At 66.8% G+C, this 23,078-nt stretch carries 20 protein-coding genes and 1 tRNA gene; 10 read left to right on the top strand and 11 right to left on the bottom strand.

Annotated features, from left to right (window positions below):
• Positions 1-45: 45 nt before the first annotated feature.
• The 5 genes from EEB18_RS21800 to EEB18_RS21780 are packed head-to-tail and all read left to right on the top strand — an operon-like array spanning position 46 to position 5,698.
• Positions 46-1,020, top strand: coding sequence for an aspartyl protease family protein (locus EEB18_RS21800; RefSeq protein WP_187142221.1), 975 nt, complete (start codon positions 46-48; stop codon positions 1,018-1,020).
• Positions 1,021-1,040: 20 nt separating this feature from the next.
• On the top strand, positions 1,041-2,189 hold the full coding sequence (locus EEB18_RS21795; protein WP_187142220.1) for a hypothetical protein: 1,149 nt from the start codon (positions 1,041-1,043) through the stop codon (positions 2,187-2,189).
• A 31-nt stretch (positions 2,190-2,220) separates the two neighbouring features.
• Positions 2,221-3,075, top strand: coding sequence for a hypothetical protein (locus EEB18_RS21790; protein ID WP_187142219.1), 855 nt, complete (start codon positions 2,221-2,223; stop codon positions 3,073-3,075).
• Positions 3,075-4,994: a TonB-dependent receptor domain-containing protein gene (locus EEB18_RS21785; RefSeq protein ID WP_187142218.1), complete on the top strand. Its 1,920-nt coding sequence runs from the start codon at positions 3,075-3,077 to the stop codon at positions 4,992-4,994. Before EEB18_RS21790 ends, EEB18_RS21785 begins: the two co-directional genes overlap by 1 nt.
• Positions 4,995-5,032: 38 nt before the next feature.
• Entirely contained in the window at positions 5,033-5,698 is a 666-nt protein-coding gene (locus tag EEB18_RS21780) for a hypothetical protein (protein WP_187142217.1), read from the top strand.
• Between the two features lie 167 nt (positions 5,699-5,865).
• Here the strand turns inward: EEB18_RS21780 and EEB18_RS21775 are convergent.
• The 6 genes from EEB18_RS21775 to EEB18_RS21750 all read right to left on the bottom strand — a co-directional run bounded on the left by EEB18_RS21775 (position 5,866) and on the right by EEB18_RS21750 (position 11,557).
• A tRNA-Lys gene (locus EEB18_RS21775) sits at positions 5,866-5,941 on the bottom strand.
• Positions 5,942-6,064: 123 nt separating this feature from the next.
• Positions 6,065-7,171, bottom strand: coding sequence for a rod shape-determining protein RodA (rodA, locus tag EEB18_RS21770; protein ID WP_187142216.1), 1,107 nt, complete (start codon positions 7,169-7,171; stop codon positions 6,065-6,067).
• Complete coding sequence (gene mrdA, locus EEB18_RS21765) at positions 7,168-9,075, bottom strand: penicillin-binding protein 2 (protein ID WP_187142215.1); 1,908 nt, start codon at positions 9,073-9,075, stop codon at positions 7,168-7,170. Before mrdA ends, rodA begins: the two co-directional genes overlap by 4 nt.
• Positions 9,076-9,084: 9 nt before the next feature.
• Positions 9,085-9,609: a rod shape-determining protein MreD gene (locus tag EEB18_RS21760; RefSeq protein WP_187142214.1), complete on the bottom strand. Its 525-nt coding sequence runs from the start codon at positions 9,607-9,609 to the stop codon at positions 9,085-9,087.
• Complete coding sequence (mreC, locus tag EEB18_RS21755; RefSeq protein WP_187142213.1) at positions 9,606-10,493, bottom strand: rod shape-determining protein MreC; 888 nt, start codon at positions 10,491-10,493, stop codon at positions 9,606-9,608. Before mreC ends, EEB18_RS21760 begins: the two co-directional genes overlap by 4 nt.
• Positions 10,494-10,510: 17 nt before the next feature.
• Positions 10,511-11,557, bottom strand: a complete 1,047-nt coding sequence (locus EEB18_RS21750; protein WP_056347999.1) for a rod shape-determining protein — start codon at positions 11,555-11,557, stop codon at positions 10,511-10,513.
• A 186-nt stretch (positions 11,558-11,743) separates the two neighbouring features.
• On the opposite strand from EEB18_RS21750, the gene mutL reads away from it, so the two are divergent.
• A complete protein-coding gene (mutL, locus tag EEB18_RS21745; RefSeq protein WP_187142212.1) occupies positions 11,744-13,564 on the top strand; it encodes a DNA mismatch repair endonuclease MutL in 1,821 nt (606 codons plus the stop codon).
• A 69-nt stretch (positions 13,565-13,633) separates the two neighbouring features.
• Entirely contained in the window at positions 13,634-14,113 is a 480-nt protein-coding gene (locus EEB18_RS21740; RefSeq protein WP_056347992.1) for a hypothetical protein, read from the top strand.
• A gap of 6 nt (positions 14,114-14,119) precedes the next feature.
• On the opposite strand, the gene EEB18_RS21735 is transcribed toward EEB18_RS21740, so the two are convergent.
• Positions 14,120-15,685 (bottom strand): alkaline phosphatase D family protein, encoded by a 1,566-nt coding sequence (locus tag EEB18_RS21735; RefSeq protein ID WP_187142211.1) that lies wholly within the window; start codon positions 15,683-15,685, stop codon positions 14,120-14,122.
• Positions 15,686-15,854: 169 nt separating this feature from the next.
• On the opposite strand from EEB18_RS21735, the gene EEB18_RS21730 reads away from it, so the two are divergent.
• Positions 15,855-16,892: a DUF2167 domain-containing protein gene (locus tag EEB18_RS21730; RefSeq protein ID WP_187142210.1), complete on the top strand. Its 1,038-nt coding sequence runs from the start codon at positions 15,855-15,857 to the stop codon at positions 16,890-16,892.
• 6 nt (positions 16,893-16,898) lie between these two features.
• On the opposite strand, the gene EEB18_RS21725 is transcribed toward EEB18_RS21730, so the two are convergent.
• The gene (locus EEB18_RS21725; protein WP_222943129.1) at positions 16,899-17,630 is read right to left on the bottom strand and encodes a glutaredoxin family protein; all 732 of its coding nucleotides are present in this window, start codon (positions 17,628-17,630) and stop codon (positions 16,899-16,901) included.
• A 41-nt stretch (positions 17,631-17,671) separates the two neighbouring features.
• On the opposite strand from EEB18_RS21725, the gene EEB18_RS21720 reads away from it, so the two are divergent.
• Positions 17,672-18,076, top strand: a complete 405-nt coding sequence (locus EEB18_RS21720; RefSeq protein ID WP_187142208.1) for a MerR family transcriptional regulator — start codon at positions 17,672-17,674, stop codon at positions 18,074-18,076.
• A 28-nt stretch (positions 18,077-18,104) separates the two neighbouring features.
• Here EEB18_RS21720 and ychF read toward each other — a convergent pair whose 3' ends face one another.
• Positions 18,105-19,202, bottom strand: coding sequence for a redox-regulated ATPase YchF (ychF, locus tag EEB18_RS21715; protein ID WP_187142207.1), 1,098 nt, complete (start codon positions 19,200-19,202; stop codon positions 18,105-18,107).
• Between the two features lie 133 nt (positions 19,203-19,335).
• On the opposite strand from ychF, the gene EEB18_RS21710 reads away from it, so the two are divergent.
• A complete protein-coding gene (locus EEB18_RS21710; protein ID WP_187142206.1) occupies positions 19,336-19,995 on the top strand; it encodes a CAP domain-containing protein in 660 nt (219 codons plus the stop codon).
• 53 nt (positions 19,996-20,048) lie between these two features.
• Here EEB18_RS21710 and EEB18_RS21705 read toward each other — a convergent pair whose 3' ends face one another.
• The gene (locus tag EEB18_RS21705; protein WP_187669048.1) at positions 20,049-21,914 is read right to left on the bottom strand and encodes a PhoX family protein; all 1,866 of its coding nucleotides are present in this window, start codon (positions 21,912-21,914) and stop codon (positions 20,049-20,051) included.
• A 145-nt stretch (positions 21,915-22,059) separates the two neighbouring features.
• Positions 22,060-23,055, bottom strand: a complete 996-nt coding sequence (locus tag EEB18_RS21700; protein ID WP_187140761.1) for an SDR family oxidoreductase — start codon at positions 23,053-23,055, stop codon at positions 22,060-22,062.
• Between the last annotated feature and the right edge of the window lie 23 nt (positions 23,056-23,078).

Below are 23,078 nucleotides of genomic sequence, written 5' to 3'. Positions count from 1 at the left end.
ATAGCCGGCCTCCATCGCGGCAGCTCGCCGCCCAGGAGACACGCTATGGCACATCGTTATCGCACGGGGCTGGCCGCCTTCGGCCTGCTCGGCGCCCTCATCCTCGCCGAGACGCGCTCAGCCGCCGCCGAACCCGCGCCGGCCATCGCGGCGCCCGCCGCCGCGGCCGCGCAGCCGCTCGAAATCCTGCCCTCGGGCCACCCGGTGGTGCTCGTCCGCATCGACGACGGCGCGCCCAGGCGCTTCGTCATCGACACCGCGGCGAGCAGCACGACGATCATGCCCAAGCTGCGCACCGAAATGCCGGGGCTGGTCGCCAAGCTGTCGGATGACCCGCTCGATGGCGCGGCGGGCCGCAGCGATGTCGAAACGACGATCGTCACCCAGGTCGAGGTCGCGGGCCATGTCTTCCGCGCGCCCGAACTGCTGCTGCTGCCCCCCGGGCCGACCGACCATCTGGGCGTCGACGGCATCCTCGGCGCCGACATCATCGCCGATTTCGTGGTCGAACTCGACATTCCCGGCCGCCGCTGGCGCATGACGCGAAAGGTCGAGGCCGACAGGCTGGACGGCCTCCCGGCCTCGGTGCCCTTCACCCTCGACGACATGCGTGCGCCGCGGTTGACGATCCGCCTCAATGGCGTCGAAGTCCCCGCGATCCTCGACACCGGCGCGCGCGGCACGATCATCAACTGGGCGGCGGCGAAGGCGATCGGGATCACCCCCGACAGCCCCGGGGTGGTCAAGGCGACCGACATCAAGGGCGCGACCAATCATGCGATGCCCAGCGTCGAGACGCCGATCGCGGCGCTGACCATCGGCGAAGCAAAGGTCGAGGGCAGGAAGGTCCGTATCGCCGACCTTTCGATCTTCAAGATCCTCGGCTTCACGCTCGAACAGCCCGCGGTGATCCTGGGTATCGACATGTTCGCCGACCGGCGCTTCGTCATCGATCATCCGGGCCTGCGCCTCCACGTCTCGCCGCCGATCGTGACCCCCGCCGCGACCCCGCAGCCCTGACCTCGAAAGCGATATCTAACATGAAGATGCTCCTTTCCGGCAGCGCGCTAGCCGCGCTTGCCATCGCCGCGACCGCCGCCACCGCGCAGCCGGCACCCAAGCAAAAGATCGACGCGGTCTATTGGCTGTCGGCAGAGACCGTATCGGGCATGGCAACCGGCCAGCCCGCAGGGATCGAAAAGACTCTGATGCTCCAGCTGGGGTCGGTGCACCGCAACCCGGTGCCGAGCGCCGACCATGTGCCGCCGCAGGGGCTGCGCGCTGGCGATCGCCTGCCGCTGCTGACTCCGGCGGTTGGAACGCCCAAGCCCGACGGGCGGCCCGATTTCCGGCCCGGCCCGGCCGACAAGCCCAAGGCGCGGATCGAGCTTTATTGGGGCTGCGGCGAAACCGCGCCCGCCGGGCAGCCGGTGGTGATCGATCTCGCGACGATGAAGCCCGGCGGCGCCTCGCCCTTTGGCGTCCTGCCCGATGTGCGCGCGATGACGCCGCCGTCGACCGCGAGCCACGCGACCTATGGTGAATGGCCGAACAGCCGGGACGGCACGCGCGTGCCGCGCGGCGGCTCGCTGATCGGCGATCATGTCGTACAGGGCAATTATACGCCGGAGATGCGCTTTGCCGTCGCCGCGGGGAATGACTTCCTCGCGCCGCTCGCGCCGCGGAGTGGCGCGCTCGCCTCGGGCGCGGTCATGGTCAGCTGGCCCGCGCTCGCCAATGCGCGCGGTTATCTGCTGTCGGTCACCGGTGCCAAGGAGGACGGCACCATCGTGATGTGGACGTCGAGCACGGTGCGCATGCCCGCGATGGCGCTTCCCGACTATCTCGAACAGGGCGATATCGCGCGCCTCGTCCAGCAACGCGTGTTGCTCGCGCCCCCGGCGACCGAATGCGCGGTGCCCACGGCGGTCGCCACCGCGGCGGAATCGGCGATGCTGATGATGACGGCTTATGGCCCCGAGGCGAATTATGGCTCGCCGCGCGAGGCGCCCGCCGGCTGGAGTGTCAAGCTGCGCACCCGGGCGAGGCATATGAGCCTGCTCGGGGTCGATCTCGCCGCGATGATGGCGGGCGGGGACGACGAGGATGCGCCCGCCGCTGATGAAAAGCCGAAGAAGAAGCGCGGGCTGCTGCGTGGTCTCGGCGGCGCGCTCGGTCTGCCGGGTTGATGGCTATCCTCTCCGTTCGAAAGTCCGTCCGATGAAAAATCCCCTGATCCGTCTTGCGATGCTCGGCTTGTTCGCGGCTGCGCCCGCCATTCTTGCGGCGCACGCCGCGCCCGGCGACAGCCGCGCGCCCAAGAAGCTGATGGCACGCTGGTCGGGCACCGCGCCCGAACCCGGCGCGGGCCTGCCCGGCTGGGCGTCGAAGGCGCCCGACGTCCATGTCCACCAGCCGCGCAATCTGGCGCGGATTCCGATCGCCGAGATCGACCTGCTGCGCCGCCGCGCGATGGTTGCGTTCGACGCGCTGATGCGCCAGCCGTCGCTGCGCGACGTGCGCGGCACCAGCCTGCACGCCGACATCAACATCTCGGTCGTGCCGACGCTCGATGGCGTGCGGCTGGTCGGGGCGACCTTCACCCTCCGCGCCAAGAGCGTGATCGAGGGCAGTTCCGACACGGTCCAGCGCGACGGCCGCTACCTGACCCCGTCGGAGGAGGGCGCAGTGCTAAGCGTTTTCCTCAACCCCTATGACATGATGGCGCGCCGCCAGGTACAGGCCGAGGGCGTGCAGCGCGGGGGATTCCAGGTCCGCACCGGCGCGGCCTATGGCCTGTATGTCGCCGACCGGCTCCCCGACTATGATCCCGATACCGAATATGCCTGGGGTCCGCGGCCGCTCGCGCTGCAATTGCAGCACGACCGCAGCTGGTATCAACCCGGCGCGGCGGGCATCCACCCGCTGCTCGTCCATATGTCGAGCTACTCCCACGAAAATGACGATCTGCGCGGTGATCGGCTGAGCCCTGAACGCCCCGCGGCACGCCTCGCCGCGGCGATGTTCATGACCGACTGGGACGATGTTCAACGCCGCATGAAGGAGGTGAAATGATGCGCCGCTTTACCCTGACCACGCTCGGGCTGGCGCTCGCCGCCGCGCCCGCCCCCGCGCTCGCCCAGCGCACCGACGACAATGTGACGACCAGCGCCGAGGATGCCTTCGGCACCTCGATCGGCGGCGAGCAGATCGGCATCTACAATCCCAATTATGTCCGCGGCTTCTCGGCCGCAGAGGCGGGCAATATCCGCCTCGACGGTCTCTATATCGACCAGCAGGCGAGCTTCACCGACCGGGTGATCGCTGGACTGCAGATGCGCGTCGGCCTGTCGGCGCAGGGCTATCCCTTTCCCGCGCCGACGGGCATCGCCGAATATGAGCTGCGCAAGCCCGGCGACAAGCGGTTGCTCAGCGTCAGCGGGCGGCTCGGGCCCTTCGGCGCGAAGGTGGTCGAACTCGACGGCCAGTTGCCGGTGACCGACCGGCTGTCGCTCGGCGCGGGCTATGGCTATTTTTCCGACCGCAACCACACGGGCGGCAGCGCGCAATTCCGCACCATGGCGGCGATCGCGCGCTGGGAGCCGGTCGACGGGGTCGAGGTCACGCCTTTCTGGAGCCGCATCGGCATCGCCGACGAGGAATTGCCGCCGTTGCTGCTTACCGCCGGCGACCATCTGCCGCCGCGGCTCGAGCGGGTGAAGCGGATCGGGCAGAAATGGGCGGCCAACGACGGCCAGACCATCGCCACCGGCCTGACGACGACGATCCGGCGCGGCGACTGGACGCTCAAGGCCGGCGCCTTCCGCTCGATCCTCGACCTCGATCGCTCGCACACCCAGCTCTTTCTCAACGTCCGGCCCGACGGGACCGCAGACGAGGTGGTGATCGCCGAGCCCGGCCGCCGCTCGGCCTCGACCAGCGGCGAAGTGCGGCTGTCGCGGCGTTTCGCCGACGGGCCGCGCCTGCATACGCTGCACCTGTCGCTGAAGGGCCGCGACAGGTCGCGCACCTATGGCGGCAGCCGCGAGATCTTCATCGGCAACCATCCGCTCGAGGACCCGGTGACCGTCCCCGAACCGGTCACCAGCTTTGGCCCGCAGACGCGCGACACGGTGGGACAATGGACCGCAGGCATCGCCTATGAGGGGCGGTGGAAGGATGTCGGCGAAATCAGCGTCGGGGTGCAAAAGACCGATTATCGCAAGCGCGTCTTCGGCCCCGGCGCGCCGGTCATCACGACCAAGGACGGCCCGTTGCTGCTCAACGCGACCGCCGCCGTCTATGCGTCGCCGTCGCTCGCCTTTTACGGCAGCTATACGCAGGGGCTGGAGGAAAGCCCGGTTGCGCCCGGCCACGCGGTCAACCGCGACGAGGCGCCCCCCGCCATCCGCACCCGCCAGTTCGACGCCGGCGTGCGCTGGTCGATCACCCCGGCGATCCGCCTCGTCGCGGGCGTGTTCGAGGTGTCCAAGCCCTTCTACTCGGTCGATACGGCGCGGGTGTTCCGCCAGCTCGGCGACGTCCACCATCGCGGCGCCGAATTCTCCTTTTCGGGGCAGATCGCGCCGGGACTCACCGCGATCGCGGGCACCGCGCTGATCGACGCGACGCTGTCGGGCGACGCGGTCGACAGCGGGCAACTCGGCCGAAAGCCGCTGGCGAGTTTCGGTCGCCTGTCGACCGCGGTGCTCGATTACCGGCCAACCTTCGCGCCCGCCGTCTCGGTCGACCTCGTCGTCGAAAGCACCTCGGACCGCGTCGCGAGCACCGACGGCAAGCTCGTCATTCCGGCGCGCGCGATCGCGTCGGTCGGTGGGCGCTATCGCTTCAAGCTTGGCAAGGCGCCCGCGACGCTGCGCGTCCAGATCGCCAATGTCGGCAACAAATTCGGTTGGGCGAACGGGCCGTCGGGCATCTACCTCTACAATTTGCCGCGCCGGCTGACCGCCACGCTGACCACCGACCTCGGCTGACCCTTTCCCCCCGGCATCACGACAATCAGGAGACCCTCATGCGACAGGTTTTTCGCACGATCGTGGCGGCCGCCACGCTGTTCGGCATCGCCCACGCGGCGCAGGCCCAGAGCTTGCTCAAGCGCCTTGTCGATCGCACCGCGCAACAGGCCGAGGAAGAGGTCCAAAGCGTCGTGCGCGACACGATCGCGAGCGGGCTGCACGGCGGCGGTGGAAGCGAGCCGTCCCCCGACGGGGCAGAGGAGGGCAGCGAAACGGGTTCGAACGACCCCGCGCCCGCACCGGAACCCGCTCGCGCGACGTCCGTCGGGGCGGCCTATATCGACGGCCTGCGCGTGCCGCCCGAGATCGAGGCGCAAAAGGCCGGCTACAACAAGTTCGGCGAGGTCAGCTGCAACGATTGCGAGGGCGGGATCGACTTCGATGGCCGTCCCAAATTTCCCTACGACCAGTTCAGCGGCCAATATGGCGAACGCGCCAAACGCGCCGGCAGCTGGCCGGTCGGCCACGTCCACCGCTGGCAGGGGCGGGCCGCGAAGGGCATGCTGACCGTCACGCGCGAGGAGCAGGTCGAGGGTTTCCGCTGCCGACGCCTCGAATACCGGCTGGAAAAAGGTTCGGCATCGGCCAGTCGCCCCGGGCTTATCTGCTTCGGCCTCGCGAACCGCTCGTCGGAAATCGAGAATTGGCACGAAATCTATTGATCGGCGTAGCATGTCGGCGTTCGAGAGGGCTTGCCCGTCGAGAACGATCATTCCAACCGCGTTGTCCGCAATCTTCTGCTAGGGAAGCGCGCCCGCTGACTTGTCGGAATGCGCAAATGACATTGTCGGAATGAAGGGAGGAAATGGCCGTTAAGCCATTGAGAAAATGGTGGACGCACTAGGGCTCGAACCTAGGACCCGCTGATTAAGAGTCAGCTGCTCTACCAACTGAGCTATGCGTCCACTGCCGTATTCCGGCGCGCTTTGGAGCGTTGGGAAGGACCCTTTGCTGCGAAGCGAGCGGCCCGCTATCATGGCCTTGCGGGGATGGCAATGCCTCCTGCGCATTTTTCTCGACAATTTTCGTCAGCTGAGGCGGCTGCTCTGCTTTTTGCTGTCATTCTCGATCGCCAGGACGATGCCGACGCAGGTCATGATCGTCAGCATCGACGAGCCGCCATAGGAAAAGAGCGGCAGCGGAATGCCGACGACGGGCGCTAGCCCCATCACCATCGCCAGGTTGATCGCGATATAGAAGAAGATCGTCATCGTGAGGCCCGTCGCGGTCAGCTGCCCGAAGCGCGTCCGCGCCTTGAGCGCGACGCGGGTCGACCAGCGCAGCAGCAGGAAGAAGCCGAGGAGCAGCGTGAGCCCGCCGATCAGCCCCCATTCCTCGGCCATCGTCGCGAAGATGAAATCGGTATGCCCCTCGGGCAGGTAATCGAGGTGGCTTTGCGAGCCGTTGAGGAAACCCTTGCCGCCAATGCCGCCCGACCCGATCGCGATCTTCGACTGGCTGATATGATAGCCGGCGCCGAGCGGGTCGCTTTCGGGATCGAGGAAGATCAGGACGCGTTTCTGCTGATAGTCGTGGAGCATCGAAAACAGCACGGGCAGGGCGGCGGCGCCCGCGGCGGCGGCGCTGCCGAACCACCAGAAGGGCAGGCCGCCGACGAACATCACGATGATGCCGCCGGCGCAGATGGCGAGCGCGGTGCCGAGGTCGGGCTGGAGCATCACGAGCGCCGCCGGCAGGCCGATCAGGACGAGCGCCGGCCATAGCGCGGTCCAGGTGCGCGTGTTGCCCGGCGGCAGCTGGGCATAAAAACGCGCGAGCGCCAGCACGATCGCAACCTTCATCAGTTCCGAGGGCTGCAGGTTCATGAATCCGAGGTTGAGCCAGCGCTGGCTGCCTCCGCCGACGAAGCCGAGCAGTTCCACCGCGACCAGCAGCACCAGCACGCCGATATAGCCGATATAGGCGAAATCCTCGAAGATCCGGATCGGAAAGCGCCCGATGATGAGCGCGACGCTCAGGAAGACGACGAAACGCACCCCCTGCTGCAACGCCCAGGGCGACCAGTTGCCGCCCGCCGCCGAATAGAGGACGAGCAGGCCGAAACCGGTGATGCCGGCCAGTATCGCGATCAGCTTCCACGGAATCCGCTGTATGGCTGGCGGGACCGGGATCATTGCGGAACTCCGGGCTCGGGGTCGCTCGATGCGCCCGATTTCCATGCCGCATAGTCGCGGTCCATCCGCTCCTTGATCGTGCCGCCCCAGCCGGCCTCAAAGGTGTCGAGCGCCTCCATCGCCTTTTCGCGATCGAACAGGAAGGTCATGAAATCCTTCGCTATCGGCGCTGCGGCGCGCGCGCCGCCCATGCCATGTTCGATCACGACGGCGGTCGCGTAACGTGGATTGACGACCGGCGCGAAGCCGATGAACAGGCCGTGGTCGCGAAATTTCCATGTCCCGCTCTTGCCGTTCCCCGTGCCCAGTCCGCGCACCTGCGCGGTGCCGGTCTTGCCGGCCATGGTGATGCCGTCGAGCGGCAGGCGGCTGCGCACCGCGGTGCCGGCGCCATTGACGACAAGGTCCATGCCGTGGCGGGCGACGGCGAGCGCTTCGGGGGAAAAGGGCAGGGGCTCGTTCTTGAATTCGCGGTTGATCAGGCGCGGATACAGCCGGCGCCCCGACGCGATCCGCGCCGCCATGACGGCGAGCTGGAGCGGGTTCACGCTGACATAGCCCTGTCCGATAACCGAGTTCAGCGAGTCCGAGGCCGACCATTTCTGGTCGTATTTCTTCATCTTCCACGCGCTGTCGGGAATGGTGCCGTAACGCTGGCTGCTGCCCGCAAGCTGGAATTCCTCGCCGAGGCCCATCAGCCGCGCGGTCGGCGCGATCGCGTCATAGCCCAGCCGGTCGGCGAGCCAGTAGAAATAGCTGTTGCAGCTTTTCATGATCGCCGACGGCATGTCGAGACTGCCATGGGTGCCGAGGCAGCGGAAGAAGCGGTTGCCGAGGCGGTAGCCGCCGATGCAGGTGTGACGTTCGCTCGGGTGAACGCCATGTTCGATCGCGGCGATCGCCGCCATCGGCTTCAGCGTCGACCCGGGCGGATACAGGCCGCGCGTCGCCTTGTTGATCAACGGCTGATGATCGTCGGCACGCAGCCAGGCATATTCGCTGTTGCTGATCCCGTCCGAAAAGCTGTTCGGATCGAAGCTCGGCATCGAGACGAAGGAGAGGATGTCGCCATTGGTGCAGTCGATGACAATCGCAGCGCCCGACTCGCGCCCCATCCGCCGCGCGACATATTCCTGCAGGTCGGCGTCGATCGTCAGATGGACGGTCTTGCCCTGGATGTCCGACGTGGTCGTCAGGTCGCGCACGACCTTGCCACGCGCGGTGACCTCGACGCGCTTCGCGCCCGGGGTGCCCTTCAGCATCGGCTGGAAATATTTCTCGAGCCCGTCCTTACCGATCTTGTACCCCGGCGTGATGTAGAGCGGGTCCTTGTCCTTTTGATATTCCTCGGCATTCGGGGCGCCGACATAGCCGATCAGATGGCCGACCGCCGCGCCGGTGGGATAGTTGCGCGCAAAGCCGCGCTGCGGAGCGACGCCGGACAGTTCGGGCAGGCGGACGAGGATCGATGCATAGTCCCCCTCGGACAGATCCTCGGCGACCGCCACCGGCTGGAATCCCGAGGCCGCCTTGAGGTCGCGGTTGATCCGGTCCATCGCATCGCCGTCGAGCCGCAGCAGGGTGCGAAGCTGGCCGAGCACCATATCTTTGTTGTGCAGCCGGTCGGGGATGAGGTCGATGCGCAAGGACACGCGGTTGTTGGCGAGCGCCTTGCCATGCCGGTCGACGATCCAGCCGCGGCGCGGCGGGGTTAGCGTAAGATTGACACGGTTGCTTTCGGATTCAAGCACATAGCGGTCGTTTTCGACAACCGATATATAGGCCATGCGCGTCGCGAGCGCGGCACCGATGACCATCTGTCCACCGCCGACGAGCAACGCGCGGCGCGTGAAGGTCATGCCCCGCCAGGCTTCGGTGATCGGTGGACTTTTTTTCCGGGGCATGGGTGGGAACTATCGGCGTTTCAGGCGGAAATTGTCAAACATGCCGGTCAGCCGCATGAACAGCGGGACGAGCAGCGCCGACACGATGATCTGCGGGGCCACAAGGCCGAGAACCTTGCCGGTGTGCGCATCGGGATGCGCGATCAGCGCCGCGAGCGACTGAATGATCGCTACGAGCAGCGCGGCGATCGCCCAGTCGTGAAAGAAGCCGCGCCAATAGATACGCTGCGAAAAATACTGGATCGCGATGCTGGCAAAGGTCCACAGCGCGATCGCCGAGCCGATCGGTGCGCCGCTGAACAGATCGTCCCACAGGCCCAGCGGCAGACCGATCCACACCGGCCACATTTCGATGCGCAGCAATTGCCAGCACAGGAAGAACAGCAGCCCGAGCGGCGGCAGCACCGGCGAACTGGCGACCATAGGCAGCATCAGCGGCAGCGCGGAGGCGATCATGACGCTGGCCACGGGCACCATCCGCATCCGCCACAGCGAGGCGGGCTCGCCCAGCCGGCGCGTGTCGGTGCGGTTCATGGCGCGGGCGCCGGAGCGGGGGCCGCCTGCGCCTCGATATTGTCGGGGGTGTAGGCGCGCAGCACGGATACGGCGTCGACCTGGGCCGGGTCTGCGAGCGGGCGAGCGAGAGCGCCGTCAGCGGTACGCCGGACGACGATCGCGACGGGAATATTAGGCGGATACAACCCTCCCGTGCCCGAGGTGACGAGGATATCGCCGGGTTTGAACGGATTGTTCGCGATGTTGAGGGTGCGGATATCGAGGTCGCCGTTGCCCCGGCCGTTGGCGAGCGCGGGGAGCCCGTCGCGAGCGCGGCGGATCGGCACGACATTGTCGATGTCGGTGAGCAGCAGCACCTGCGAAACCGAGGGGCCGCTCGACAGCACCCGCCCGATCAGCCCATCGGCCCCGCGAACCGGCTGCCCCGACGCGACGCCGAGGTTGCGCCCGATGCTGAGCAGCGCGATGCGCTTGCTGCTTGTCGAGGTGGAGGTGAGCAGATAGCCGTTAGCAAAGGCGGCCTTGTCGGTTTCCTGCAGCTTGAGCAGTGCCTTGAGCTGGCGATTTTCTTCCTGCAGCGCGCTCGTCGCGACCAGCTGGCGCCGCGTATCGGCGAGTTCCTTGCGCAAGCGGCGGTTCTGCGACCCCGCGCCGACATAGGCCGACACCCAGTCGTCGATGCCCGAGATCGAACCGATGATCGAGCGGCTGCCGCGCGCGACCGGCGCCGTCACCTCATGGCTCGCGACGCGCAGCGCCGCGAAACCCACGGGATCGGCAACCGACAGGATCGCCAGCAACAGGCCCGCCACCGCCCCGGTCACCGCGATGACATAGGCGACGAACAGGCTCGTCTGGGCCTTGCGGGATTGCCCCGGACGTCGATGTGCCGGGCGGACCATGATGCAGCTTTACCCTATCAGGCTTGCTGGAGCACGCCGCGGAAGGCGGGGTCTTCCATCGCGCGGCCGGTGCCGATCGCGACGCAGGTCAGCGGATCCTCGGCCACCGTCACCGGCAGGCCGGTCGCGTCCTTGAGCAGTTCGTCGAGCTCGGCGATCAGCGCGCCGCCGCCGGTCAGGACGATGCCCTGGTCGACGATGTCGGCAGCGAGTTCGGGCGCGGTGTTTTCGAGCGCGATGCGCACGCCCTCGACGATCGTGCCGATCGGTTCGGACAGCGCTTCGGCGATCTGCGCCTGGTTGATCGAGATTTCCTTGGGCACGCCGTTGACGAGGTCGCGGCCCTTGATGTGGATGGTCAGCCCGACGCCGTCGGCGGGAATTCGCGCGATGCCGAAATCTTTCTTGATCCGCTCGGCGGTCGCTTCGCCGATGAGCAGATTATGGTGGCGGCGGACATAGGAGACGATCGATTCGTCCATCTTGTCGCCGCCGGCGCGGACCGAGGTGGTGTAAGCGAGACCGCGGAGCGAAAGCACCGCGACTTCGGTGGTGCCGCCGCCGATGTCGACGACCATCGAACCGATCGGTTCGGTCACCGGCATGTCGGCACCGATCGCGGCGGCCATCGGTTCTTCGATCAGCCACACTTCGCTCGCGCCGGCGTTCGATGCGGCATCGCGGATCGCGCGGCGTTCGACGCTGGTCGAGCCCGAGGGGACGCAGATCACGATTTCGGGGCTGCGGAACGCATTGGGCTTGCCGCCATGTACCTTGGTGATGAAATGCTTGATCATCTGTTCGGCGACGTCGATGTCGGCGATGACGCCGTCGCGCAACGGGCGGATCGCCTCGATGCTGTCGGGGGTCTTGCCCATCATCAGCTTGGCGTCGTCGCCGACCGCCTTGACGCGCTTGACCCCGTTGATCGTCTCGACCGCGACGACCGAAGGCTCGTTGAGCACGATGCCCTTGCCGCGGACGTAAACCACCGTATTGGCAGTGCCGAGGTCGATCGCCATGTCTTGGGAATTGAACTTAAACCAACGCGAAAAAAAGGACATCGATCGTCATTCCTGTCTTCATGCGGACGGACCGCCCCGTCGCCAATATTCAGCGCGCTTTCCCGTCCGTCAACAGGACCAAATCTGAGGGAGATTCCGGCCGTCCCTGATGGGGCTGGCTGGACGAGAAGATAAGGCTGTGCGGGTGGGTCGCGATTTGCGCCCGACTGCGCTAGGAGAGGGATTATGTCAATACGCCGCCTGCCCGAAACCCTCGTAAATCGGATCGCAGCCGGTGAAGTGGTCGAAAGACCGGCTGCGGCGCTAAAAGAACTGGTTGAAAACGCCATCGACGCGGGTTCGCGCCGAATTTCGGTGCGAATCGCCGATGGCGGAATCGCGCGAATCGAGGTCGAGGACGACGGGTCGGGCATGACCCCCGCCGACATGGCGCTGGCGCTCGAACGCCATGCCACCTCGAAGCTCCCCGACGACGCGATCGAGGCGGTCACGACGCTCGGGTTTCGCGGCGAGGCGCTGCCGTCGATCGCCAGCGTCGCGCGGCTGACGCTCGAAAGCCGGATGCCGGGCGCCGACGGCTGGCGGCGGGTCGTCGACAATGGTGCGGTGGTGGCCGAAGGGCCCGCGGCGCTGGCCAAGGGCACCCGCGTGCTGGTCGAGGACCTGTTCGCGCGCGTCCCCGCGCGCCGCAAATTCCTGCGCAGCGGGCGCAGCGAATATGCCGCGTGCCTCGACGTGGTGAAGCGCCTCGCCATGGCCAATCCGGAGGTCGGTTTCACACTGGAGCATGACGGACGCCGGGTACTCGACGTGCAGGCTGGACAGGACCGGCTGGCGCGCGTTGCGGCGCTGACCAGCCGCGACCTGGCCGGCAACAGCATCGGGGTCGATCTCGACCGCGGCGACGTGCATCTGGGGGGGGTGATCAGCCTGCCGACCTACAATCGCGGTATTTCCGACCACCAATATCTCTTCGTCAACGGCCGACCGGTGAAGGACCGGCTGCTCGTCGGCGCGCTGCGCGGCGCTTATGCCGACCTGCTCGCGCGGGATCGCCATCCCGTCGTCGCGCTGTTCCTCGACGTGCCGACCAGCGAGGTCGACGTGAACGTCCACCCCGCCAAGACCGAGGTGCGCTTTCGCGATCCGCAACTGGTGCGCGGCATGATCGTCGGCGGCCTGCGCCGCGCGCTTGACGAACATGGCTTCCGCAGCGTCCAGCGCCCCGCCGAGGCGGCGCTCGCGGCCTGGCAGCAGGAGCCGGTGGCACCGGCGCCGACGACCGGCTTCCTTTTCGGCGCCGCGCCGCGCACCGAACCCGCGGTGCACCTGTTCGGCGCCGACATCGCGCCGCCCGCCGCCGATGTCGCGCGCGTTTATGACCGGCTTGTGCCCTTCGCTTCGGCGCATGCGCCGCTCGCCGGCCGCGCCGAGGTTGCCGTCGCCCCCGTGCCCGAAGCCGAAGCCCATCCGCTCGGCATCGCGCGCGGTCAGATCGCCAAAACCTATATCGTCGCCGAGGCCGAGGACGGGCTCGTCATCGTCGACCAGCATGCCGCGCACGAACGGCTGGTGCTCGAACAGCTGCGCGGCGGCATGACGGGCCGCGCGGTGCCCTCGCAAGGGCTGCTCCTCCCCGAGGTGGTCGAACTCGACGAGCCCGCCTGCGACCGGCTAGAGGCGGCGGCGGGCGAACTTGCGGCGCTCGGCGTCGAACTCGAACGCTTCGGCCCCGCCGCGGTGATGGTCCGCGCGACTCCCGCGATGCTCGGCAATATAGATTGCATCAAGCTCGTCACCGACATCGCCGACGATCTCGCGGGTTATGACGTCGCGCTGGGACTCAACGAAAAGCTCGAACTCGTCGCTGCCACGATGGCCTGCCACGGCTCGGTCCGCGCCGGCCGCACGCTGGGCGTCGCCGAGATGAATGCGCTGCTCCGCCAGATGGAAATCACCCCGCATTCGGGCCAGTGCAACCATGGTCGCCCGACCTGGGTGAAGCTCGCGATGGACGATGTTGAAAGGCTTTTCGGGCGGAAATAGAATTTTTTGCTCGGCTTTGGGACGAAATCGGGGCTAGGGGGCGAGCTCCCCTCCATGGAGTATCCATCAATGAAATTGACGATTGCTGCGCCGCTCGGCGTTGCCCTCCTCCTCGCGGCCTGTTCGGGCGAACCCCAGGCGGAAAAGGCGGCCGCGCCGGCTCCGGTTGCGGAAAAGGCCGATGTGCCCGACACCGGCAGCGAAAAGCCGATCGAACTGGCCGCGATCGGCAAGGGCGAATTGCTCGCGCTGCAGGGCGAGCGCGCGTGCCGTTTCACGATCGACGGGCAGGATGCGCCCGCGCTCGTCGTCAAGACCGACGTTGACGCGAACGCGACCGCACAGGGTGCGGTCAAGGTCGGCAGCCGCGTTCAGCGTATCGCGGGTCCCGGCGGCTTCGATGAACTGAAGAAGGGCATGGACCTTTCGGGGCCGGGCCTCAGTCTGACCGTCGAACCGTCGGAAGGCGGCACGAAGGCCAAGCTGGCGGCCAGCCGCCCGTTCGGTAAGCCGACCAGCTTCGACGGTGACTGGAGCTGCGACGCCTGAGGCGTCTCAGCCCATCTTGATCCCGGCGACGCCGTTTTCGACGACGCCGGTCGCACGCTTCGACAGCGTGTTGACCGGCGTCGTCACCTTGTCGACCACCATGAAATGCGTCTGCCACGCCTCGCGATTGACGTCGCAGACCATATAACCGCGCTGGTCGTTGGCGAATTTCAACTCGGGGTTGAGCGCCAGCCATTCGTCGGTGCCCTGGCGCTTGTCGCTGCCGTCGCCGCCGCTGGTGATGGATGTGCCGACGAACTCGCCGCCGACGACCTTGTCCTTGAGCACCAGGTCGCCACAGAAATTCTGATGCTCGTCGCCGGTCAGCACGACGCAGTTCTTCAGCCCCGCCATACGGGACAACACCCGCTCGCGTGGCTGCTCATATCCCGCCCAGCTGTCGAGGTTGAGGATTTTCGCCGGCTCGTCGGGTTTGCGGCGCCGGTCGAGCGACATCATCGTGATCTGCTGCGCCAGCGCGTTCCACGTCGCGCCGCCCTTCGCCAGGTTGCGTCCGAGCCATTCTTCCTGCGCCTTGCCGAGCACTTGCGCGTCCTTGCCGTTCACCTCGGGGCAGGCGGGCTTGAACCCGTCGCCGCACGGCTGGTCGCTGCGATATTGCCGCGTGTCGAGCAACTGCATCGCCATCAGGTCGCCATAACGGAACTCGCGGTTCATCGCGACCATGCCGCCGCGCGGCAGCAACGCCTTGCGCACCGGCATATGTTCGTACCACGCCTGCATCGCCGCCTGTTTCTTCAGCATGAAGACTTCGGGCGGCGCGGCATCGGGGTCGTTGCCGGGTAGCCCCATTTTCCAATTGTCGATGTCCGACACCCAGTCGTTGCGGATCTCATGATCATCGAAACTCGACAGAAAGGCGTGGACCGACCGCGCCGCCTGCAAATCGATGTCGCCGAGTTGCTGGCTGTAGGCGGTGCGGAAATCTTCGAGGTCGACCAGCGCGCGAAACGCATGCTTGCGCACCGGGCGCGTCGGCAGCCCGGTGTTGAACAGATATTCCTCGCTATATTCGTAAATGAAGTCGCCATAATGATAAACGAAGGCAAGGTCCTCGCGCGCGAGGTGGCGGTAGGCGCCGAAGAAGCCCGCCTCGAAATGCTGGCAGCCCGCGACGCCGAATTTCAGCGTCTCGGCCCTGGCGCCGGGGGCGGGCAGGGTACGCGCGCGCCCGCGCAGGCTGCGTTCGCCGCCCGCGGTAAAGCGGTAAAAATAGGGCCGGTCGGGCTGCAATCCCGCGACCTCGACATGGACGCTGTGCGCGAGTTCGGGGCGCGCGAGGTCGGTGCCCTTGGCGACGATTTCGCGAAACCCGCTGTCGGGCGACACTTCCCAGTCGACCGGGATGTTGGTCAGCGGCATGCCGCCGTGGCGCTCCATCGGTTCGGGCGCGAGCCGCGTCCAGATGACGAACCCGTCGCTCGCCGGATCGCCCGCCGCGACCCCCAGCTTGAAGGGAAAATCGCGGAACAGTCCCTGCGCGCGCACGATCGCCGGTGCGGCGAGTCCGGCGAGCGTCGCTCCGGTGAGAAAAGAGCGGCGATTATACATGGCAGTTCCCATTGTCTGATGATTCGGCGTTGCGCCGGACATAGCCCAGCCGATGCGGAAATCCCATGTACCGCGATCATGACAAAAGGGTTGCGGGCTGCGGCGCGATCGGGCTTGCGGTGCGCTGGTCTTTCTGGAACTAGGGAATCATCTATCCGGGGGGAAGGTCATGATCACATTGCTGAAATCGCGTGCAGCTCTGTCCGTCGCCGGCGCCGTGGCGTTCGCGGTGCTGATGCCCGCCGCCAGCGCGACCACCGCGCCCAGCCCTGCCGCCGAACAGGCGGCGATCGCGGCGCAGCGGCAGGCGGCCGACCGCCTGACCAAGTCGATGAAGCGCCAGACGGGGACGGTCCATATCGGGGTTGCGAACGCCGACCTCAATCTGGGCGACGCCTATTATTTCGTGGGTCCTGAGGAGGCGCGCACGATCCTCGTCGATGTCTGGCGCAACCCGCCGGGGGCCGCGACGGGAGTGCTCGGCATGGTCTTTCCGAAAGGCAAGAGCTTCACCGACGACACCTGGTCGGCCGTCATCACCTTCGAGGACACTGGCTATGTCTCCGACGACGATGCCAAGACGATCGACTACAACGAGATGCTGGCGAATATGAAGGCCGCCGACGAGGAACAGGCGCCCGCTACGCGTGCCGAAGGCTATCCGGCCGGCATCCTGCAGCGCTGGGCGCAGGCGCCAACCTACGACGCCCAGAAACACTCGCTGGTCTGGGCGCGCGACATCAAATTCGACGGCATGGCGCAGGACACGCTCAACTACGACATCCGCCTGCTCGGCCGCTCGGGGGTGCTCAGCATGAACATCCTCGCCGACATGGGCCAGCTTGCCGAGGTCCGCGAGGCGGCCAAGACCTTCGCCACAGTCGGCAGCTTCCGCACCGGGGCGCGCTATGCCGACTATAATCCCTCGACCGACAAAAAGGCCGAATATGGCCTTGCCGGGCTGGTCGCCGTCGGCGCGACGGCGGCGGTCGCAAAGAAGGTCGGGCTGCTCGCGGTGCTCCTCAAATTCGGCAAGTTCATCGTGATCGGCGTCATCGCCCTGTTCGCGGCTTTCCGCAACGCGATCGGCGGCTTGTTCGGGCGCAAGCCGGCGCTCGATGCCGCCGAATGGCAGGACGAAAATCACATCGCGCCCGCCGAACCCGCCGAAAGCGATGATCCGGCCGACAAGCCCCCGGCGCAATAGTCCCGATCAGCCGACGAGCATCCAGACCGCCATGCCGATCATCGCCAGATTTTCGGTCAGCGAAACAAAGCCCAGCGGCACCTTGCTGCTGCCGCCGACGCAGGCGCATTTGAGTTCGCGCTTGTCGATATAGACCGCCTTGAACACCGACATCGCGCCGATGGTGCCGATGAACAGCGCGACGGGGATCGACAGCCAGGGCAGGGCGTGCGCGGTCATCAGCACACCCGCCAGCCCCTCGGCGAAGGGATAGACTTTGCCGTAGGGCACCCATCGCTTTGCGAGCAGGTCATAGTTCAGGAACATCGTCGAAAAACTGTCGACGTCCTGCAGTTTGAGCAGCGCAAGCACGACCATGCTGAACGAGACGAACCATTCCGCCGCCTGCATCGTCAGCGCCGTGCCGAACGCCGCATGGCTGGCGGCCACCGCCATCAGCGCTGTCATCGCGAACAGCGCGATCACCGGGCGGTAACTGACCGCGTCGGGATCGCGCACGCGCAGGCCGAAATGGCGGCGCAGATCGTCATGGCCGCCGATCCGCTCGCCGTCGATGAAGGTCTGCGGCGTCGTCTTGACGCCGTGTTCGGCCTTGAAGGCATCGACCGCCTCGCGCGTCGTCAGCCAACGGTCGTCGACCGTGAAGCCTTTCCGTTCGAGCAGATATTTGGCCTTCAGGCCATAGGGGCAGGTGTGGCCGGGCATGACCATGCGATAGAGGGTTGCTTGTCTCGTCATGCCCCCCATATCGCATCCGTACCATGATACGGAGTCAAGCGATGCAGATCACCATCGGGAAATTGGCCGCCGCCGGCGGCGTCGGGGTCGAAACGATTCGCTATTATCAGCGGCGCGGCCTGCTCGCGACGCCCGCGCGCACTGGCGGCGACGGCTGGGGCGGAGGAATCCGACGCTATGATGCGGATGATCTGAGGCGCCTGAAATTCATCCGCGCGGCGCAGGGCGCGGGCTTCACGCTCGACGAGATCGGCGAATTGCTCGAACTTGAGGTGGGCGACGATCGCGTGCAGGTGCGCCACCTCGCACGTCAGCGGATCGAGGCCCTCGACGCCAAGATCGCGCAGATGACCGAAACCCGCGCCGCGCTTTCACGCCTCGCCGACCAATGCGCGGCGAGCGACAAGGGACCATGCCCGATCCTGGCGGCGTTCGAGCCAGCCTGATTCCTTTCCCGCTTGCGGGAAGGGAGGATCAACTATGCAGGAAGTGCATCACGTCGCCGTCATGGACGACATAGGCCTTGCCCTCGGCGCGCAGCTTGCCGGCTTCGCGCGCCTTGGCTTCACCGCCCAGCGCGACATAGTCGTCGTAAGCGATGGTCTCGGCGCGGATGAAGCCCTTCTGGAAATCGCTGTGGATTTCGCCCGCCGCCTCGGGCGCGGTGGCGCCGGTGTGGACGGTCCAGGCCCGCGCTTCCTGCGGACCGACGGTGAAGAAGGTCAGCAGATGGAGCAGTTCGTATCCGGCGCGAATGACCCGCGCGAGGCCGGTTTCGTGCAGCCCCATTTCCTCGAGGAATTCCATCCGGTCGGCCATCTCCATCGTCACCAGTTCGCTTTCGATCGCGGCGGAGACGACAACGGCCTGCGCGCCCTCGGCGGCGGCCTTGGCGAAGACTTTCTTGGAGAAAGCGTTGCCGTTGGCGGCGCTGCCTTCGTCGACGTTGCAGACATAGAGGACGGGCTTGCTGGTCAGCAGCTGCGCGGTGCGCAGCACGCGGGCTTCCTCCTCGTCCTTCGGCTCGGTCAACCGTGCCGGCTTGCCTTCGCGCAGCAGTTCGAGCGTCTGGCCCAGCACCGAGGCCGCGATCTTCGATTCCTTGTCGCCCTGCGCGGCTTTCTTCACAAAGGCGGGGACGCGCTTTTCGAGGCTTTCGAGGTCGGAGAGCAGCAGCTCGGTTTCGACCGTCTCGGCATCGGCGACCGGATCGACGCGGTTTTCGACATGCTGGATGTCGTCATCCTCGAAACAGCGCAGGACATGGACGATCGCATCGACTTCGCGGATGTTGCCGAGGAACTGGTTGCCGAGGCCTTCGCCCTTCGACGCGCCGCGCACCAGGCCCGCGATGTCGACGAAGGCGAGTTGGGTCGCGATGATCTTCTTGCTGCCCGCGATGGCGGCGAGCTTTTCGAGCCGCGCGTCGGGCACCGCGACGTTGCCGATGTTCGGCTCGATCGTGCAGAAGGGGTAATTGGCCGCCTGCGCCGCTGCCGTTTCGGTCAGCGCGTTGAACAGGGTGGACTTGCCGACGTTGGGCAGTCCGACGATGCCGCATTTGAAACCCATAAAAACTCCATGCCTCCGGCGGGAGCCGGCGTTGTTCGCGCCCCTAGCGCCAAGTGGCCGCCGACACCAGCCTTTGCCGCCGATGCGAAACCGGTTGCGGCAGGTTCAGTCTTGGGCCCTTATCGCGCCGATGATGAGAATAGCGATCCGATGGGCGGCGGTTGCGGTGATCGCGACGACGAGTGTGGCCGGGGTCGGCGCGGCGACGAGCCGTTTCGAAACCGGCGTGCTCGCCGAACTCAACCGCTTTCGGGGCGATCCTTCGGGCTATGCGACGGTGCTGCGCGGCTATCGCCCGCGTTTCGAGGGCAAGCTGCTCGTCGGCGAGGGCGGCAGCGAGATCGATATCATGACCAGCGAGGGTGTGGCGGCGGTCGACGAGGCGATCCGCGACCTGCGTCCCGCCAGGCCGCTCTCCCGTCTCCGGTACAGCCCGCTTCTCGCGCGTGCCGCCGCCGACCATGTCGCGATGCAGTCACGCTCGGGCGCAGTCGGCCATGAGACGAACGGGCGCGGTCCGGGTGAGCGCGTCAGGGCGCGCGGCGGCGGACCCTATGTCAACGAGGTGATTACCTATGGCCATCACAGTCCGGCCTCGGTCGTCCAGCAGCTGCTGATCGACGACGGCGTGCCCGACCGGGGCCATCGACTCAGCTTGCTGCGTGAGAGCCATCGCTATGCCGGGGTGGCGTGCGGCACGCACAAGGTTCATCGCACGATGTGCGTGATCCTGATGGCGCGCACCGCCGACGGCCTGCCGGTGGTGCAGCGGCCGGCGAAGGCCGAAAAATAGAGGGGCCAGCCTCTCGCCGAGAGGCTGGCCCCGTCGTTACCGGATGGCGCGGCTCAGTTGCCGACCGGCTGGTTGTCGGTCCGGCGCACCACGATGGTCGACGAGCGCGGCTGCTGGCCCGAAACCGGCCAGTTGCCCGTCGGATGCTGGATGTTGACGAAGAAGGTACGAAGGTCGGGTGTATAGGCGAGACCGGTGATCTCGCACCCGACCGGGCCGACGAGGAAGCGTTTCGACTGCTTCGTCGCCTGGTCGAGGTAGAACATCGCGTTCTGTCCGACCGTGTCCTCGATGCTGACGCCCGAGGCACCGGAGGTGCCGGGGACGCTATGGTCGGTCTGCACCCACAGGCGACCCTGCGGGTCGATGCGGATGCCGTCGGGGCTGGAGAAGGTGTCGCCGTTGATATTGCCCGTCAGGTTCGACCCGCCCGACGCCCAGGCCGGGTCGCCCGCCAGCAGGAAGATTTCCCAGCTGAACTTGGTCGCCAGCGGCGAATCGCCTTCCTCGCGGAACTTCAGGATATGGCCGTGGCGGTTGGTAACGCGCGGGTTGGCGGGGTCGGTGACGCGGCGCCCGCTGTTGTTGGTCAGCGTGACGAACACCGCCTTATTGTCGGGGGCGACCGTGATCCACTCGGGACGATCCATCACGGTGCCGCCGGCGACGCGCGCCGCCGATTGGCAGTTGATCAGCACGTCGGCCTGATTGTTGAAGTTGACGATCGTCGGCGCCGGTGGCGTCGTGCTCTGGCTGACATTGCCGGGGTCCGACGCGCCCGCGGTCAGGCCGTTCTGGCCGACGACCAGCGCGCGCCATTCGCCCGTGCCGTCGCCGTTGAAACGCGCGACGTAGAGAGTGCCATAGTCGAGCAGGTCGGTGTTCGCGGCGCGGTTGGTGGCGCTATAGGCCCGGTCGGGGATGAATTTGTAGATGCACCCGGGGGTCGAGTCGTCGCCCATATAAAAAGCGACGCGGCGGTCGGCGTTCGCCATGAAGGCGACGTTCTCGTGGCTGAAGCGGCCCATCGCGGTGCGCTTGGTCGGCGCCGCCAGTTCGCGCAGCGGATCGATCTCGACCACCCAGCCATAATCGTTCGCGGGCTTGGTAGGGTCGAGATAATTGTCGGTGGTTTCCTCGCAGGTCAGATAGGTGTCCCACGGGGTCCGGCCGCTGGCGCAATTGTTGAGCATGCCCTTGATGCTGCCCGACAGCAGGCCCGCCGCGGGGCCACCGGCGCGATAGGCGCTGTTGCCGGTGTAGCGACGGTTATAGGTCGATCCCGCCTGCACCGACCATTTGCCGTCGCTGCCCTTCGAAATCTCGACGACGCCGATGCCGACCGCCGACAGGGCGATCGCCTTCTGGTCGGCGCTGGCGGTCGCCGGGTCGTAGTTGCCCGCCATCAGGATGTTGAAATCGGGATATTCGAAGTTCAGCGCCAGCAGGCCGCGGTTGTTCGCATCGACGCCCGGAAAGGCGAAATATTCCATGCCGTCATGGTTGCCGCCGGCCCATTTCTCGGCGACCGCGGGGCTGGCGGGGAAGCTGCCCGAATAGGGGGTGCCGGTCTCGACCGAATCGCCCGCCTTCAGCAGTACGTCGACGGTGTAGCCCGCCGGCACGGTGACCGTGTCGTTGCGGTTCGCGGCGACCGAGGTGAAATTGACCGCGAAGCTCGGCGGCGTCGGGGTCGGCGTGGGGGTCGGGGTGGGCGTCGGCGGCACCGTCACCACCGGATCGCCATCGGTGTTGCACGCCGCGAGCGCCGGTAGCACCGACAGGCCGAACAGGCCGTTGACGAGCAGCGAGCGGCGCGACGGGTTGGCGGCGACGATCGCTTCCAGGCTGTTCGGGCCGTCGAGATCGGCGGTCGCGCGGCGATACGGCGCGCGGGCTTCGTCGGTAAGATGTGACATGCAGTACCCCTGTTGTTCGGTTGAGCCCCGGAGCTGGATCGCTCCGATGAGGTGGCTCCCGATGGCAGGGGGAGGTGTCAGCGTTGTTGCTTGAACATGTCAGGCCGGCATGACTTGCATGACACCGATGTGACAACCGGCCCCGTCAGTCGTGCACCGCGCGGACCAGCGGCCCAAGCTGGCTGCCGCCCAGCCACGCTAGCTGGACCTCGGCCGAGACCTTGTTGATCGCCTCCTGCGGCTTGCTGCCCGGATGCACCGCGCTGCGCAGCGGGCGTTTGCCCGCGGGCATCGCCATGATCTCGGCGATCGCGCGCGGCACGTCGGCGGGGTCGGCGCTGCGCCCGCTGCCGTCCTCGGTCCCCATACCGCGTGTGAAGGGGGCATAAGCTGCGAGCAGGTCGCCATCGCTGCGGCCCTTCAGCGCGCCCGTATAGATGTTGCGGTTGACCCATACCCTGGTCGGATAACCGCCGGGCTGGATGATCGTCACCTCGATGCCGTGCGGCACCAACTCATAGGCGAGCTGTTCGGACAAGGCTTCGACCGCGAATTTGGTCGCCGAATAATGGCCGCCGCCGGGCACGATGACGCGGCCGAGCTGCGACGATATGTTGAAGATCTGCCCGCTCTTCGCCGCTCGCATCTGCGGCAACAACGCGCGCAGCATGCGCTGGATGCCCAGCACATTGGTTTCGAAGATGAGGCGCGTCGCCTCCATATCCTGCACCTCGACCGGCCCGGTGATGCCGATGCCGGCATTGTTGATGAGCGTATCGATGCGTCCGCCCGCGATCTTCAGCGCCTCGGCGGTGCCGCTGGCGACCGATGCATCGTCGGTGACGTCGATCTCCACGACATGCAGGTCGAGCCTGTCCGTCTCCGCCTCCGCGATCAGGCTGTCGGCTTCCGGTCGCGGGGTGTTGCGCATCGTCGCGATCACCTTCGCGCCATGTTTCGCGTAGAGCAGCGCCCCGAGCCGCCCGAACCCGCTCGACGCGCCGGTGATCAGCACGGTGCGGCCCTTCAGCGCATCGGGGGCCAGTGGTTCGGCGGCACGCAACAGGGCAGGCGCTGCGGCGGTCAGCGCGGCGGCACCGGCGAGCAACTGGCGGCGATTGGGGGACGCGGAGTGGGGCATGAGGAGGCTCCTTTCGGGGCGCC

The organism is Sphingopyxis sp. OPL5 (genome assembly GCF_003797775.2).
Taxonomy (GTDB): domain Bacteria; phylum Pseudomonadota; class Alphaproteobacteria; order Sphingomonadales; family Sphingomonadaceae; genus Sphingopyxis.
This window is presented reverse-complemented; position numbering and strand designations above follow the sequence as displayed.

Bases quoted from the DNA above. Each gene is read 5' to 3' on its own strand.
- EEB18_RS21800 (WP_187142221.1), top strand. From the start codon at position 46: ATGGCACATCGTTATCGCACGGGGCTGGCCGCCTTCGGCCTGCTCGGC.
- EEB18_RS21795 (WP_187142220.1), top strand. From the start codon at position 1,041: ATGAAGATGCTCCTTTCCGGCAGCGCGCTAGCCGCGCTTGCCATCGCC.
- EEB18_RS21790 (WP_187142219.1), top strand. From the start codon at position 2,221: ATGAAAAATCCCCTGATCCGTCTTGCGATGCTCGGCTTGTTCGCGGCT.
- EEB18_RS21785 (WP_187142218.1), top strand. From the start codon at position 3,075: ATGCGCCGCTTTACCCTGACCACGCTCGGGCTGGCGCTCGCCGCCGCG.
- EEB18_RS21780 (WP_187142217.1), top strand. From the start codon at position 5,033: ATGCGACAGGTTTTTCGCACGATCGTGGCGGCCGCCACGCTGTTCGGC.
- rodA (WP_187142216.1), bottom strand. From the start codon at position 7,171: ATGATCCCGGTCCCGCCAGCCATACAGCGGATTCCGTGGAAGCTGATC.
- mrdA (WP_187142215.1), bottom strand. From the start codon at position 9,075: ATGCCCCGGAAAAAAAGTCCACCGATCACCGAAGCCTGGCGGGGCATG.
- EEB18_RS21760 (WP_187142214.1), bottom strand. From the start codon at position 9,609: ATGAACCGCACCGACACGCGCCGGCTGGGCGAGCCCGCCTCGCTGTGG.
- mreC (WP_187142213.1), bottom strand. From the start codon at position 10,493: ATGGTCCGCCCGGCACATCGACGTCCGGGGCAATCCCGCAAGGCCCAG.
- EEB18_RS21750 (WP_056347999.1), bottom strand. From the start codon at position 11,557: ATGTCCTTTTTTTCGCGTTGGTTTAAGTTCAATTCCCAAGACATGGCG.
- mutL (WP_187142212.1), top strand. From the start codon at position 11,744: ATGTCAATACGCCGCCTGCCCGAAACCCTCGTAAATCGGATCGCAGCC.
- EEB18_RS21740 (WP_056347992.1), top strand. From the start codon at position 13,634: ATGAAATTGACGATTGCTGCGCCGCTCGGCGTTGCCCTCCTCCTCGCG.
- EEB18_RS21735 (WP_187142211.1), bottom strand. From the start codon at position 15,685: ATGTATAATCGCCGCTCTTTTCTCACCGGAGCGACGCTCGCCGGACTC.
- EEB18_RS21730 (WP_187142210.1), top strand. From the start codon at position 15,855: ATGATCACATTGCTGAAATCGCGTGCAGCTCTGTCCGTCGCCGGCGCC.
- EEB18_RS21725 (WP_222943129.1), bottom strand. From the start codon at position 17,630: ATGACGAGACAAGCAACCCTCTATCGCATGGTCATGCCCGGCCACACC.
- EEB18_RS21720 (WP_187142208.1), top strand. From the start codon at position 17,672: ATGCAGATCACCATCGGGAAATTGGCCGCCGCCGGCGGCGTCGGGGTC.
- ychF (WP_187142207.1), bottom strand. From the start codon at position 19,202: ATGGGTTTCAAATGCGGCATCGTCGGACTGCCCAACGTCGGCAAGTCC.
- EEB18_RS21710 (WP_187142206.1), top strand. From the start codon at position 19,336: ATGAGAATAGCGATCCGATGGGCGGCGGTTGCGGTGATCGCGACGACG.
- EEB18_RS21705 (WP_187669048.1), bottom strand. From the start codon at position 21,914: ATGTCACATCTTACCGACGAAGCCCGCGCGCCGTATCGCCGCGCGACC.
- EEB18_RS21700 (WP_187140761.1), bottom strand. From the start codon at position 23,055: ATGCCCCACTCCGCGTCCCCCAATCGCCGCCAGTTGCTCGCCGGTGCC.